This is a genomic window from Acinetobacter sp. FDAARGOS_494 (assembly GCF_003812225.1).
Taxonomy (GTDB): domain Bacteria; phylum Pseudomonadota; class Gammaproteobacteria; order Pseudomonadales; family Moraxellaceae; genus Acinetobacter; species Acinetobacter baumannii.
The window spans coordinates 2,926,924-2,941,033 of the sequence record NZ_CP033866.1; the positions used below are offsets into that span (position 1 = coordinate 2,926,924).

General features: G+C 41.1%; 13 protein-coding genes and 3 pseudogenes. 6 read left to right on the top strand and 10 right to left on the bottom strand.

Translation table 11 applies throughout. From position 1 onward, the window contains the following. Nucleotides 1–17: 17 nt before the first annotated feature. A complete protein-coding gene (locus tag EG365_RS14285) occupies nt 18–1,106 on the bottom strand; it encodes a YjgN family protein (protein ID WP_001153949.1) in 1,089 nt (362 codons plus the stop codon). An 843-nt stretch (nt 1,107–1,949) separates the two neighbouring features. Between EG365_RS14285 and EG365_RS14290 the strand changes: the two genes are divergently transcribed. After that, nucleotides 1,950–2,825 carry a MetQ/NlpA family ABC transporter substrate-binding protein gene (locus EG365_RS14290; protein WP_000732876.1) on the top strand — a complete coding sequence of 292 codons (876 nt, stop codon included), beginning with the start codon at nt 1,950–1,952 and terminating at the stop codon, nt 2,823–2,825. A 123-nt stretch (nt 2,826–2,948) separates the two neighbouring features. Here EG365_RS14290 and EG365_RS14295 read toward each other — a convergent pair whose 3' ends face one another. Next, nucleotides 2,949–3,215 carry a hypothetical protein gene (locus EG365_RS14295; protein ID WP_000703423.1) on the bottom strand — a complete coding sequence of 89 codons (267 nt, stop codon included), beginning with the start codon at nt 3,213–3,215 and terminating at the stop codon, nt 2,949–2,951. 462 nt (nt 3,216–3,677) lie between these two features. Further along, on the bottom strand, nt 3,678–3,818 hold the full coding sequence (locus EG365_RS19335; protein ID WP_000504070.1) for a hypothetical protein: 141 nt from the start codon (nt 3,816–3,818) through the stop codon (nt 3,678–3,680). 46 nt (nt 3,819–3,864) lie between these two features. Here EG365_RS19335 and EG365_RS14300 point away from each other — a divergent pair, with 46 nt between their 5' ends. The 3 genes and pseudogenes from EG365_RS14300 to EG365_RS14310 all read left to right on the top strand — a co-directional run bounded on the left by EG365_RS14300 (nt 3,865) and on the right by EG365_RS14310 (nt 5,754). Continuing rightward, nucleotides 3,865–4,437 (top strand): TetR/AcrR family transcriptional regulator, encoded by a 573-nt coding sequence (locus EG365_RS14300; RefSeq protein ID WP_001133153.1) that lies wholly within the window; start codon nt 3,865–3,867, stop codon nt 4,435–4,437. A 240-nt stretch (nt 4,438–4,677) separates the two neighbouring features. After that, nucleotides 4,678–4,986: pseudogene (locus EG365_RS14305) on the top strand (type VI secretion system tip protein VgrG); the annotation flags it as partial. Nucleotides 4,987–5,049: 63 nt separating this feature from the next. Then, nucleotides 5,050–5,754: an IS6-like element IS26 family transposase gene (locus EG365_RS14310; protein ID WP_001067858.1), complete on the top strand. Its 705-nt coding sequence runs from the start codon at nt 5,050–5,052 to the stop codon at nt 5,752–5,754. 255 nt (nt 5,755–6,009) lie between these two features. Here EG365_RS14310 and EG365_RS14325 read toward each other — a convergent pair whose 3' ends face one another. Then, a complete protein-coding gene (locus EG365_RS14325) occupies nt 6,010–6,522 on the bottom strand; it encodes a GNAT family N-acetyltransferase (RefSeq protein WP_001102919.1) in 513 nt (170 codons plus the stop codon). A 118-nt stretch (nt 6,523–6,640) separates the two neighbouring features. After that, on the bottom strand, nt 6,641–7,105 hold the full coding sequence (gene aac(3)-Ia / locus EG365_RS14330; RefSeq protein ID WP_002089484.1) for an aminoglycoside N-acetyltransferase AAC(3)-Ia: 465 nt from the start codon (nt 7,103–7,105) through the stop codon (nt 6,641–6,643). 151 nt (nt 7,106–7,256) lie between these two features. Here aac(3)-Ia and intI1 point away from each other — a divergent pair. Continuing rightward, nucleotides 7,257–8,249 (top strand): annotated as a pseudogene (gene intI1, locus EG365_RS14335) (class 1 integron integrase IntI1); the annotation flags it as partial. Between the two features lie 52 nt (nt 8,250–8,301). Here intI1 and EG365_RS14340 read toward each other — a convergent pair. The 4 genes and pseudogenes from EG365_RS14340 to EG365_RS14355 all read right to left on the bottom strand — a co-directional run bounded on the left by EG365_RS14340 (nt 8,302) and on the right by EG365_RS14355 (nt 11,694). After that, nucleotides 8,302–9,006 carry an IS6-like element IS26 family transposase gene (locus EG365_RS14340; RefSeq protein ID WP_001067855.1) on the bottom strand — a complete coding sequence of 235 codons (705 nt, stop codon included), beginning with the start codon at nt 9,004–9,006 and terminating at the stop codon, nt 8,302–8,304. Between the two features lie 62 nt (nt 9,007–9,068). Then, a pseudogene (locus EG365_RS14345) lies at nt 9,069–9,815 on the bottom strand (flavin-containing monooxygenase); the annotation flags it as partial. Between the two features lie 23 nt (nt 9,816–9,838). Then, complete coding sequence (locus EG365_RS14350) at nt 9,839–10,672, bottom strand: SDR family NAD(P)-dependent oxidoreductase (protein ID WP_000600025.1); 834 nt, start codon at nt 10,670–10,672, stop codon at nt 9,839–9,841. Between the two features lie 62 nt (nt 10,673–10,734). Then, nucleotides 10,735–11,694, bottom strand: coding sequence for a metal-dependent hydrolase (locus tag EG365_RS14355; protein WP_000626177.1), 960 nt, complete (start codon nt 11,692–11,694; stop codon nt 10,735–10,737). Nucleotides 11,695–12,218: 524 nt separating this feature from the next. On the opposite strand from EG365_RS14355, the gene EG365_RS14360 reads away from it, so the two are divergent. Continuing rightward, nucleotides 12,219–12,842: a TetR/AcrR family transcriptional regulator gene (locus EG365_RS14360; protein WP_000107496.1), complete on the top strand. Its 624-nt coding sequence runs from the start codon at nt 12,219–12,221 to the stop codon at nt 12,840–12,842. Nucleotides 12,843–12,906: 64 nt separating this feature from the next. On the opposite strand, the gene EG365_RS14365 is transcribed toward EG365_RS14360, so the two are convergent. Further along, complete coding sequence (locus EG365_RS14365; protein WP_000459997.1) at nt 12,907–13,629, bottom strand: pirin family protein; 723 nt, start codon at nt 13,627–13,629, stop codon at nt 12,907–12,909. Nucleotides 13,630–14,110: the final 481 nt, after the last annotated feature.

Here is a 14,110-nt window from a genome sequence, read left to right on the forward strand (position 1 = left end):
TTATTAAACTCAGATTATTATAGGGAGATATCAATATCAAAAATATCACTGATTTCTTCAGCTAAAGCACTTTGTTCTTGCTGAGCTAGATTCATCATTTTATCTGGATCATCTAGCAAGATTAAGCTCATTGATTCAACCTGATATTTGTGAATGCGAACAGCGGCCCAAGCAGACATTAAACCTAGGGTTAAGATTTTTACTACCCAGTTTGATGCTACAATCCATGCAAAACGCCATTGATTACAGTCTGTTTTAAATTGACTGTTTCCAACTGTAGTATTGTTCCATGTAGTAATGAAAAGACGCGCAGCAATTAATGGATAAATAAATAATCCAATAATGGCATACATCATAAATATCCCAAAGATTACAGAATTCGATGAGAACCCGGAAAGTGTTCCTAAAATACTAAAATAAATAATTGAAAAGATAGCAATGATGCCAAGAGCAATAAAAATGGGTACATAAACTGCAGCCATATATGCAGTCCAGGTCGCGTTTAATTTAAAATTTAATTGTCCAGCATATAGGTGATTAAGATAATATTTTTTATATAGCCAAATAGCTACAGGCGTAAAAATTCCTAATGTAAAGATATATACCAATATACTTAAAAGGAAAATTTTATAAGATTCTTTTATAGTGCCACCAAAATAAAAGCGTGCGTTACCATACTTACTATTTCTTGCAGTAAAACGTAAAGTAGCGCGAATTAGCCAAGGCACAGCCATATATAACACAACTATTCCAACTACAGTTGCAATCATTGAATACTGTGATGAAATTGAAAATGCTACGTAAATTCCTAATGCAATTAAACGCCCAATCAAAATCTTGGTTGGAATACCAGTAAAATCAAAACGACGTTCAAAAAACTCTGTATTTCCATAGAAATAACGTAAACGACGAACTTTAGCCCAAGGCGCATATAAGCTTAAAGTAATAATAGTTAAAAGAATATTAACGATCCAAATTCCAAAATATTCTGAGGCATTACCGTGAAATTTAAAATGATGAATACCTGAGTATGAAATTGGTGGACGTGTAATACTTTGATCCTCATTTAAATCTTGAGGGAATGATGGCAAAGCTTGGTCTTGCATTTTATTCTCTTTCTTGAAAATATATGATCATGAATGAATGTAATAGATAATTAGAAAACTATTGAGGAATATTATATATTTTTTATAAATTGAAATAAATAGGATAAAAAGCAAACAATAATTTATTATGGCCTTTCACTGAGTTGTGTGAAACAAAAAATTATTGCAAGAAATTTACATAATAGTTTTAAAGAGATATTGATGCATTATTATGTTTTTAAATTTAGTAGTAACACTAATTTGAACTGGAAGTTTTCTACATCATTTATTTCATACTATTCACCTTCCTTGGAGCTAATAGAATATATCTTTATAAAATTTATTTTTATTAAAAATTTAAATAATAAAAAATAATTTATATAAATAGCTTATATTGCTAATGAGAAATTTTGTCGCTTCCGCCAAATTCAAAAATCTTTGTGAAACCGAAGATTTTTTAAGCCAAGGATAAAAATTACAACTTCATTTAGCTTAAATCTTGCTAATAAATGCCGAAAATTTCATATAAATCAATCGAGTATATATTTTAATCAAAAATCTATATTTTATATAATATATTTTTTGTTTTCAATATCTTAGTAATAAGTGGCCTATATATCAGAATCGAACAAGTTATTTGTAGAATATTCATTTATTGATATATGATGAGGCCATATTTAGAAACTGTTTCAAAACATAATTCTATTGTTCAGCGTGCAAATTCACGGAAGGAATGATGCTGAAATCAGGCTTCTAAACCCTATATCTGGAAATTATATCCAGCCAAATATTGCATTTCGACCCAATGGTTGGAAATGTCTCTCTCTGATTTAGGGGAGGCGTTTCCTATTTTAGGATATATTTATGAAAAAATTATTTAGCGTACTGTTCAGTGCCTCTGTACTGACACTTACTGCATGTAATAAGCAACCTGCACAAACTGAAAATACAGCAGCCAAAGATAAAACTGAGTCAGTTCGTACAATTAAACTGGTTTCAACAGGTTCTGATACGGACGTATGGAAATACGTAGCAACACTTCCTGAAACTGCTCAAGCGGGCATTAAACTCGAAGTGACCAATTTAACTGACTATGTTGTGCTCAATACGTCTGTAGCAAGTGGCGAACAAGATGTAAATGCGTTCCAGTCATTCAACTATTTGGCAGCTTATAATGCTTCAAATAAAGCTAAAGTTGCTGCTGTTGCAACAACTTACCTAGAGCCAATGGGTATTTATGCAAATAAAGTTAAAACCGTTGATGAGTTCCCGCAAGGCGCTACCATTGCAATTCCAAACGATACTGCTAACGAAGCTCGTGCATTAACATTATTGCAGTCTGCTAAATTAATTAAACTTAAACCAGGTTTTGACCCTGTAAAAGGGACAGTGAATGATATCGCTGAAAACCCTAAAAACTTACAATTAAAACCAATTCAAATGACTACGGCAGTTCGTGTTAAAAACGATGTAGATGCGATTGTACTCGGTAATACATTGGCACTTGAGGGCGGCCTCAATGTAATGAAAGACGCAATCTTCCGTGAGCCAATCGATCAGTCTACTAAGCTTTATGTCAACTTATTGGGTGTTGCTGAAGCGAACAAAAATGACCCGATCTATACGAAGCTTGGTGAACTTTACCACTTACCTAAAGTTCAAAAGTTTGTAAATGAAAAATTTGGAGGCACAAAAGTTGAAGTGAACAAGCCTGTTTCTGAATTTGCAGACATCAAATAAGTAATTTTTAATTAAAATTATTTTTTTAAAGCTAAGTCGCGGTTATCGGGGTTTAGCTTTTTTTATTTGGAATGTTGTACTTTAATCATTTGATATTATAAAAGTATAAATTTCGCGAAAAAATTATTGATTCCAATAAGTATTAAACATTTCTTTAATACCAATATCATCCTCCATGTACGTATCAGGAGATATCTTTAATCCAACACCACTTAAATATATTACCGCTTTCCAAAGAAGCTCCTCTTTAATTGGAGGATCAAAAATTAAGTCTTGGTTATCCAGTGCATTCATTCTTTTTCTTGCCCATTCTTCAGCATCCTCACGGCTAATTTTATGGTTTAATAGATCATTGAATACTTGTTGTACATCTAATAAAGATATTTTCATTTCATGGTTTTCCATTTTTATATTTTAATCTTACCTGTTGAAACTAATATATCTATATAAATTTCAATCCCTTTATAAACCCTACTTTAACAATAACTCATTCATTATTTATCCTTACTTTTTAATGATCTAATTTAAATCAAATGTCATTTTGTGTGCTTGACTACAAGAGGGTGGAATACTATTCTTCGCATGCTGGCCACATTGCCAGTCGGTTTTAGCAGACCGTTCCGAAAAGCATTAAAAGAGCAATCTTTTAGTGACGAACCCTCGTGCCCCCTCTACGGCGGAACGGGAGGGGGACACCTTCGGGTGTGCTGGGTTTTTTCGGCCAGTCTGCTAACCCCCTTTCGTTCTGCCACCTTAATTTAAATGTTTTGGCAGAACTCCCAATAAAAAGGAGTTGGCTTTGCACATCCATTATTTCTTGGCAGCCTTTGCCAAAAGCTATAACGACACAACTTAACAATTTAAAGCAGCTTGATCACCTGTAGGGTTTTCATGCTTTAAGTCATTACGGCTCAAAAAACTTGCATCAACAATAAAACTTGAGATGTGCCAAGCACAGTCTTCATGGCTTTGCTGTGCCTTTTTTTCTCCCAAAAAAGTATCTCATTTAGAAACAACAAGAATTTATAACGGTAAAACTATGCCAAATTTAGAAACCTCTTCCAAAAAATTACACGTTATTCGTACGGCTATAAACTTATTTACCACCTATGGATTTCACACCACGGGTGTAGATCTGATTGTTAAAAAATCCGAAATTCCGAAAGCTACGCTCTATAACTACTTTCACTCAAAAGAAGGTCTAATTGAAATATGTATCGCCTTTCAAAAGAGCCTGCTGAAAGAAGAAGTACTCGCGATTATTTACTCAAACCGTTACTGCACGCCAACCGTTAAGCTCAAGGAAATAGTAGTTCTACATGTTAACTCTAACAGTCTGTATCATTTGCTACTTAAAGCCTTTTTTGAAATTAAAGGGACATATCCTCAGGCTTACCGTATGGCAATCGAGTATAGAAAATGGCTAATTCGAGAATTTTTTGACCTAATTTTTAGTTTGGAAACTCGCGCCTTAAAACCTGATGCCGATATGGTTTTAAACCTAATAGATGGTTTGATGTTTGGGTTTTTAAGTACCAATAGTTTGAGTGAGAGGGATGAGGTGTTGGAGCGGTTTTTTTATGCCAGTACGCTAGAGAGGAAAACTAATTAATTGCACAGCATATGATTTTAGGTTTTTATTCTTACTTGTTTCAGTTGGCGATAATTTTTAATTTTAACTCTGATTTATAGCAAATTAGCATAATTTACTCAGGTTTTAGTATTATATTTTTTTCCTATAAAATAGTTGTAAGACTAAGGTTGAAACTGAAGTTAATATAAACAAGATAGACAAATCTGTCTATTTTTTATAAAATATAGTCGATTGCAACTCAAATTTATAAAATAAGTGATGTTTAATAATATTTTTCAGATCTTAGAGAGTTTTGGTTTTCTCTCACAGCATCGTTCGGTGTATCTCCAGTTTTCAGATGCATCCCTGAATAGTCAGGTTTTTTTACAACGTATAGATGGGCAACATTATCTTAATCAGGGCATGACAGCCGAGCTGATTTGTTTATCAACCAATGCTCATATTCCACTCAAAACATTTATTGGGGTGCAGGTTGCTGTTGATCAAGTAACAGATCGAGGAAGTTTTTTCCGTACTACAGGTATTATTACTGGAGCATCACAAGGGCAAAGTGATGGTGCTTTAACTGGCACTGTTGCAAATAGTCGGTGGTGATAAACTTATCATCCCCTTTTGCTGATGGAGCTGCACATGAACCCATTCAAAGGCCGGCATTTTCAGCGTGACATCATTCTGTGGGCCGTACGCTGGTACTGCAAATACGGCATCAGTTACCGTGAGCTGCAGGAGATGCTGGCTGAACGCGGAGTGAATGTCGATCACTCCACGATTTACCGCTGGGTTCAGCGTTATGCGCCTGAAATGGAAAAACGGCTGCGCTGGTACTGGCGTAACCCTTCCGATCTTTGCCCGTGGCACATGGATGAAACCTACGTGAAGGTCAATGGCCGCTGGGCGTATCTGTACCGGGCCGTCGACAGCCGGGGCCGCACTGTCGATTTTTATCTCTCCTCCCGTCGTAACAGCAAAGCTGCATACCGGTTTCTGGGTAAAATCCTCAACAACGTGAAGAAGTGGCAGATCCCACGATTCATCAACACGGATAAAGCGCCCGCCTATGGTCGCGCGCTTGCTCTGCTCAAACGCGAAGGCCGGTGCCCGTCTGACGTTGAACACCGACAGATTAAGTACCGGAACAACGTGATTGAATGCGATCATGGCAAACTGAAACGGATAATCAACGCCACGCTGGGATTTAAATCCATGAAGACGGCTTACGCCACCATCAAAGGTATTGAGGTGATGCGTGCACTACGCAAAGGCCAGGCCTCAGCATTTTATTATGGTGATCCCCTGGGCGAAATGCGCCTGGTAAGCAGAGTTTTTGAAATGTAAGGCCTTTGAATAAGACAAAAGGCTGCCTCATCGCTAACTTTGCAACAGTGCCACGATCTCCACCACCAGTAGCGCCCAGGCCGCAAGGAATATGGCGATGTTTCGCGGCCTTAACCAAGTGCGCTTCTGAGCCTTGTCTAGAAGATTCACCACGTCACTACCGTCAAAGAAGTGGTGGCCGCAGTGAGCGCAACGATGTGCATCTACGAAATTCTGGCGGCCACAGCGTGCGCAGTTCATTTTTGCTCTAACGCCCTAGCTAAGCCGACGGACAGCCCGCAGGGCTGGCCGGTCGGCTTGAGCGCCATGTTGGGCGACAACTGCCTTGCGCATTGCATACCTACGGAACATGACGCCTCCACGGGAGACATTTTGCTCCTCAACTACACTGAAACCATGCCGCAGGAAAAAGGGCTTGGCGACCAGACTGGCTTCTGTGAAGAGCGAAACACCTGGGAGGGCTTTCTCAACCTCACGGTACAGAACAGACGCGACGCCCCGACGCTCGGAACCCGGTGCGGTGTAAAGAAACTCGATGTGGCCGCTAAGCTCGTAAGAGATGAACCCGATAACCGCATCTCCCTCAATTGCTAGAAGAGTCTGTAGGCCAGATAAGCGAGCTGACCAAGCCTCTATATCTGCGGGACGCGGTGCCCACGCATTCCTTTGCGAAGCGTCATAGTGAGACGCTCCAAGTACATGAATAGACTCAGTAAATACGACTGCGATAGAGGCGACGTCAGATTCAGTGCAAGTGCGTACGTTCATATCGGTTTTCTTGTTGCCCAACGCCTGAGTTAAGCCGGAGCGCTTTGCGGCCGCGGCGTTGTGACAATTTTTCCGAACAACTCCGCGGCCGCGAAGCGATCTCGGCTTGAACGAATTGTTAGGTGGCGGTACTTGGGTCGATATCAAAGTGCATCACTTCTTCCCGTATGCCCAACTTTGTATAGAGAGCCACTGCGGGATCGTCACCGTAATCTGCTTGCACGTAGATCACATAAGCACCAAGCGCGTTGGCCTCATGCTTGAGGAGATTGATGAGCGCGGTGGCAATGCCTTGCCTCCGGTGCTCGCCGGAGACTGCGAGATCATAGATATAGATCTCACTACGCGCCTGCTCAAACTTTGGCAGAACGTAAGCCGCGAGAGCGCCAACAACCGCTTCTTGGTCGAAGGCAGCAAGCGCGATGAATGTCTTACTACGGAGCAAGTTCCCGAGGTAATCGGAGTCCGGCTGATGTTGGGAGTAGGTGGCTACGTCTCCGAACTCACGACCGAAAAGATCAAGAGCAGCCCTCATGGATTTGACTTGGTCAGGGCCGAGCCTACATGTGCGAATGATGCCCATACTTGAGCCACCTAACTTTGTTTTAGGGCGACTGCCCTGCTGCGTAACATCGTTGCTGCTCCATAACATCAAACATCGACCCACGGCGTAACGCGCTTGCTGCTTGGATGCCCGAGGCATAGACTGTACAAAAAAACAGTCATAACAAGCCATGAAAACCGCCACTGCGCCGTTACCACCGCTGCGTTCGGTCAAGGTTCTGGACCAGTTGCGTGAGCGCATACGCTACTTGCATTACAGTTTACGAACCGAACAGGCTTATGTCAACTGGGTTCGTGCCTTCATCCGTTTCCACGGTGTGCGTCACCCGGCAACCTTGGGCAGCAGCGAAGTCGAGGCATTTCTGTCCTGGCTGGCGAACGAGCGCAAGGTTTCGGTCTCCACGCATCGTCAGGCATTGGCGGCCTTGCTGTTCTTCTACGGCAAGGTGCTGTGCACGGATCTGCCCTGGCTTCAGGAGATCGGAAGACCTCGGCCGTCGCGGCGCTTGCCGGTGGTGCTGACCCCGGATGAAGTGGTTCGCATCCTCGGTTTTCTGGAAGGCGAGCATCGTTTGTTCGCCCAGCTTCTGTATGGAACGGGCATGCGGATCAGTGAGGGTTTGCAACTGCGGGTCAAGGATCTGGATTTCGATCACGGCACGATCATCGTGCGGGAGGGCAAGGGCTCCAAGGATCGGGCCTTGATGTTACCCGAGAGCTTGGCACCCAGCCTGCGCGAGCAGCTGTCGCGTGCACGGGCATGGTGGCTGAAGGACCAGGCCGAGGGCCGCAGCGGCGTTGCGCTTCCCGACGCCCTTGAGCGGAAGTATCCGCGCGCCGGGCATTCCTGGCCGTGGTTCTGGGTTTTTGCGCAGCACACGCATTCGACCGATCCACGGAGCGGTGTCGTGCGTCGCCATCACATGTATGACCAGACCTTTCAGCGCGCCTTCAAACGTGCCGTAGAACAAGCAGGCATCACGAAGCCCGCCACACCGCACACCCTCCGCCACTCGTTCGCGACGGCCTTGCTCCGCAGCGGTTACGACATTCGAACCGTGCAGGATCTGCTCGGCCATTCCGACGTCTCTACGACGATGATTTACACGCATGTGCTGAAAGTTGGCGGTGCCGGAGTGCGCTCACCGCTTGATGCGCTGCCGGGCACTGTTGCAAAGTTAGCGATGAGGCAGCCTTTTGTCTTATTCAAAGGCCTTACATTTCAAAAACTCTGCTTACCAGGCGCATTTCGCCCAGGGGATCACCATAATAAAATGCTGAGGCCTGGCCTTTGCGTAGTGCACGCATCACCTCAATACCTTTGATGGTGGCGTAAGCCGTCTTCATGGATTTAAATCCCAGCGTGGCGCCGATTATCCGTTTCAGTTTGCCATGATCGCATTCAATCACGTTGTTCCGGTACTTAATCTGTCGGTGTTCAACGTCAGACGGGCACCGGCCTTCGCGTTTGAGCAGAGCAAGCGCGCGACCATAGGCGGGCGCTTTATCCGTGTTGATGAATCGCGGGATCTGCCACTTCTTCACGTTGTTGAGGATTTTACCCAGAAACCGGTATGCAGCTTTGCTGTTACGACGGGAGGAGAGATAAAAATCGACAGTGCGGCCCCGGCTGTCGACGGCCCGGTACAGATACGCCCAGCGGCCATTGACCTTCACGTAGGTTTCATCCATGTGCCACGGGCAAAGATCGGAAGGGTTACGCCAGTACCAGCGCAGCCGTTTTTCCATTTCAGGCGCATAACGCTGAACCCAGCGGTAAATCGTGGAGTGATCGACATTCACTCCGCGTTCAGCCAGCATCTCCTGCAGCTCACGGTAACTGATGCCGTATTTGCAGTACCAGCGTACGGCCCACAGAATGATGTCACGCTGAAAATGCCGGCCTTTGAATGGGTTCATGTGCAGCTCCATCAGCAAAAGGGGATGATAAGTTTATCACCACCGACTATTTGCAACAGTGCCCGCCAACTTGCCTGAATCGCTGGATATTTTGCAATAATTGATTTACTAAACTCACCTAAGTCTGTATCCGGTTTTGGCAGTACCCAAGGAGCTGTACGTTGGAATACAAACAATTCTTTGGCTTTAGGTTGAATTTGGGGCACAAACTGGATGGCAGATGCACCTGTACCAATTACAGCAATGCGTTTTCCAGTTAATTCATAATCATGATTCCATTTCGCTGAATGGAACATTTCACCTGTAAAGGTATCTAAACCTTCAAGACGTGGAATCTGGGCTTCGGTAATTGGGCCTGTAGCAAAAATAACAGTTCGAGATAGATATTGACCAGTAGTTGTATCAAGTACCCACAAATGGTGTGATTCATCCCAAGCAGCATTGAGTAGTTCGTTGTTAAACTCAATTTTAGACGTAATATTAAACTCGTTACTTACATCTTCTAAATAGCTTAAGATTTCCGGTTGACGCGCAAATAAGTGACTCCATTTTGCACTAGGCGCAAACGAATAAGAATACAAAGCTGACGGTACATCACAGCCACAGCCCGGATAGGTGTTTTCACGCCAAGTGCCACCCACACGTCCTGCTTTTTCAATAATTTTATAGTTGGTATAGCCAACTTGGTCGAGACGAATCGCTGCGGCGATACCGGAAATTCCGGCACCGACAATAAAGGTATCGTAAATATGGCTAGGTGAATTGACAGCTTTTTTTGCTGATGCATTTGTTTTCATTTGAGCAGTCATATGGGTACTACCTATAAAATTTCTTATTTAAATAATTTGTAAGAGGTACCAAGGAACTTGGTATACAAACTTGGTGATGCACGTTTCATCAGCCAGAACAACTTCGCATCGATTTGAGGGATGGTATAAAGCTCATCCTGATCAAGGCGGTTAAGTGTGAGTTTGGCTACATCATCACTTGTGGTGAGTGCGTAGTTCATGAGCGCATGGTCTGCAAGTTTTGAATAACGGCCCGGAATACGACCATTTTTAATGATATTGGTAGGCACCAAGGTCGGGCAGAGCACATTGACTTTAATGTTGAATTTACGAAGCTCAGCCGAAAGCGTTTCTGAAAGCGCACGCACACCCGCTTTAGTCACGTTATAAGCAGTCATTTCTGGGGCAGCCGTGTAAGATGCCGCAGATGCCACATTAATAATCGCGCCGTAACCTAACTTTTTAAACTTGGGAACAAATGCATGACAGCCATGAATAACTCCCCAAAGGTTAATATTCATGACCCAGTTCCAGTCTTCTAGGCTGAGTTCGTCAAATTTACCGCCTAAACCTACTCCAGCATTATTAATGACAAGAGTCACAGGATGCCCAAATAAGATTTCAGCAGTTTCAGCTAGGTGGTTAACTTGTTCAGCGTCACCCACATCACAGCGCATAGCAAAAGCTTTTGCACCCTGTTGTTCAAGCAACGTTACAGTTTCTTCTGCAGCTTCTAAATTAATATCTGCGCAGACTACGCTACCACCACGTTTCGCCAGTTCAATTGCAAAACTTCGTCCAATTCCACTGCCTGCACCCGTCACGACGGCATAAGCTTTTTGGCTTGGTTTAACCTTCTTTTTGCCAAATAAAATCATGATTCATCCCGAAATAGATTTAAGGAACACCAGCCATTAAGTAATGACTGGTTGCAAGCCAGTTAAGACAAGCGTACAGGTGGGGTAAATTCCTTCACAAAGTAAGGTGCAATCGCGCCGCCTTCTTTGAGTAATTTGTCTTTGTAGTACTCTAGATATTCAGTGGTGTCATGATCATTTGGGTGGAAGTCAGGACGTAAATAATCGAAAATCTGGCCAATGGTGCTACCGAATACACCATCTTTTGGACCAAAAATAAGTCCTACACCACGGCGCGCGTCTTTCCAGAATTTTCTAGTCAACATTTCCTGCGGTTTTCTTAAAACCGGAATAAACAAGGTAGTCGCAGGGATTAGACCTAAAATAGTGAAGAATGCTAAGAAGAAGCCAGAAGCTCGTAGTGGGTAGCTACCATTGAGTAATTGATATACATCATAGGCAATATCTTTATGCTCGGATTCTTCAAGCATATGCCACATCCATAAAGCACGGCTTTTGGCATCATCTGAATAGTAGAAATTCTTTTCGTGCTTCATCATGTATTCGGCAAGTACCGCAGTAAAATGCTCAATACCAGCCATCATCGATAATTTAAGCGGTTGCGGAAATTTCAAAAACACATATTTAAAGAAGTTTTCGCCCAAGAAACGGTATAAATCAACAGGGTATTCAACATCTTTAAGTGCATCGTTATATTCATTGTGTAACTTAGAATGAATCGCCTCTTGTCCAATCAATGAAGTAACACGCTGTTTTAAAACTGGATCTTGAATAAATTCACGGTGATGACGAGCTGTTTCAATCACCAGATCTTCACCATAAGTCAGAAATACTGAAAGCGTAGCAAAAAACATCGTGGCAAATTGATTGTTCATATAGAATTCAACATCAATCTCTTTACCTTCAAATCCGATATTTAAATGACGGATTGGGATGGATTTTTTACTAGCAAAATCCGGTAACTCGATTTCACGGTAAAATTTAATTTTGTTTAGTGATTTTTTAACTGTGGTCGAGATCATGGTGACACCTTCAGATCAATCAGTGATAGTGCGGCTACGTCGAAAACCAAAAGCTTTGATTTGAAACAGGGCACTGTAAATTCCATTTTCAAAAAGCAGTTTTCTCTGCTTACTGACTACGGTGATGTTGCTCCGTTATTTGTGTGATTATTTGACTGAATAACGGGAAAAAGAGGAAAGTTCAGTAAAAAGCTTAACCTCTTTTTAGATTTTTTCATGTTAATCTGAGTTTATGTTCGGATTCAATTCGGGTAACTTTTCAAGTTTCTAAACCTAAAGTTTCATGTTTTTATAAAATAAAAAATTAGTTTTAAAATTTATTAATATATTGATTTTTATTTAAATATTTTAATGTAATTAAAAAGAAATACTCAAACATAAAAGAACTTATAACTGTATTTCATTGTAGTTTTAAAAGAAATATTTCATGAAATTTGACAACTATTCGGATTTTGTTTTTTTATTAGGGTAGGGCTAAATTACATGCTAATCTGAGCTTATGTTCGGATTATTTATAAGAAAATATGTCTACGCGAAAACCCCGTCAGGCACGAGCCAAAGTCACTGTCGATACCATTATTGAAGCAGGTTTTATTGCTGTAGCATTGCATGGACCAAGTGGTACCACTACACGTCATATTGCAGAAATTGCAGGGGTGAGTGTGGGGTCACTCTATGAGTATTTTAAAAACAAAGAAGAAATTTATGATGCGATGAATCACTACTTTGTGAGTGAAATTCTCGACATGATTAAAGAGCTAACTCCTACAATTTTAGAGTTGGAGTTAGAACCTGTTATTGAAATGATTTTTTATACGTTCAGTGATTTATTAAAGAAAAATAATGACCGTTACTTAACCGTTTTACGTTATGCAGGTGAGTTGCAATACGATAAATATATTCCAAAAATTGAACAGGCTTTAATGGAAGTCATCATGAAGTATATGATGCATAATCCTAAATATTTAAAAATTAATAACTTACCTGTAATTACCTATATTTGTATTAATAGCGGTATTTTTAATGTTGCAAGACATCTTATTTTACCCAACCCATTTATTAGTTTTGATGAAATGGTGCAGGGGCTAACCACTATGATTATGAGTTATATCAATACTGAAATGGCACGCTCAGAAGATCAATCATAATTTTTAGTTTTTCAAATGTGATAAAAAACACCTGCGTATACTTCTACGCAGGTGTTTTTACTATTTATGGCATGGTTGGAATTTCTTCCGGACGCATATCAAAAATCAGAATTTCAGCATTGTCACCATTGGTAAATGATAACTTGCCTCCATCGCGAATACGCGCAGCATCACCGGTATTAAAGGTTTTACCGTTTACATCAATACGGCCTTTTGCCACATGTAGGTAAACATAACGACCTTCTGGAATTGAAAACTCTGCTGTTTCTTCACCATTAAAAAGACCTGAATAAATATTAATATCTTGTTTGATGGATAAAGTTTTTTCGCCACCTTTTGGTGAAATCATCAAGTGCAATTTGCCGCGTTTGTCTTCCTCGGAAATATGCAATTGTTGATAGCCCGGTGTTGTGTTCACTTCATTTGGAACTACCCAAATTTGCAAGAAGTGCACGTTTTCTTGAGCAGAGTGATTAAATTCACTATGTGCAACCCCACGGCCTGCGCTCATTAACTGAATATCACCAGGCACAATAACCGAACCTGTACCCATTGAGTCTTTATGTTCTAATGCACCTTCAAGCACATAAGAAATAATTTCCATGTTACGGTGAGGGTGAGTACCAAAGCCTTTTGATGGAGCAACCGTATCGTCATTAATTACAAGTAAATCTGAAAAGCCAACTTGTTTCGGGTCCCAATAATTTGCAAATGAAAACGTGTGTTTTGACTGTAACCAGCCATGATGTGCTGCACCACGCTCATGAGATAAACGCATATCAAACATGATTTATTCTCCTCATCCAATTTTTTCTCTGAATGCAGTTTATCGTTTTCATTTGTGCAATAAAGCTCTAAAAACAGAAAGCTTGGTGTGATTTTTGGAACGCTCAAATATAGAACTAAGGTATGTATAGAAATAGGCAGAATATTTCGTGTGTTATCTTTTTAAGCCATGTTTTTATCATTTTAGGACAAATGTATTTTATTTAAAAAATAATGAATAATAGTAGGTTATATAAATAATTTAAAATAATCGAAAAATATTTGAGTTGGCAAAAAGTTTCAAAATGGATTGGCTTTTTTTGTCCTTGTTAGAGTGTTATAGCAAGCGCACTATTTAACCTGATTTGGTGAACTTAACAACGCTTAAGTTCATAAAACATGACAAGGCAGAGGTATTCGAGCAAATTTTTGTTTGAGAGCAGTTAAAGATTGCAAGAAATAATCCAAAGACAACTTTAGCTGTTTGATTCGACGCTGCCTTG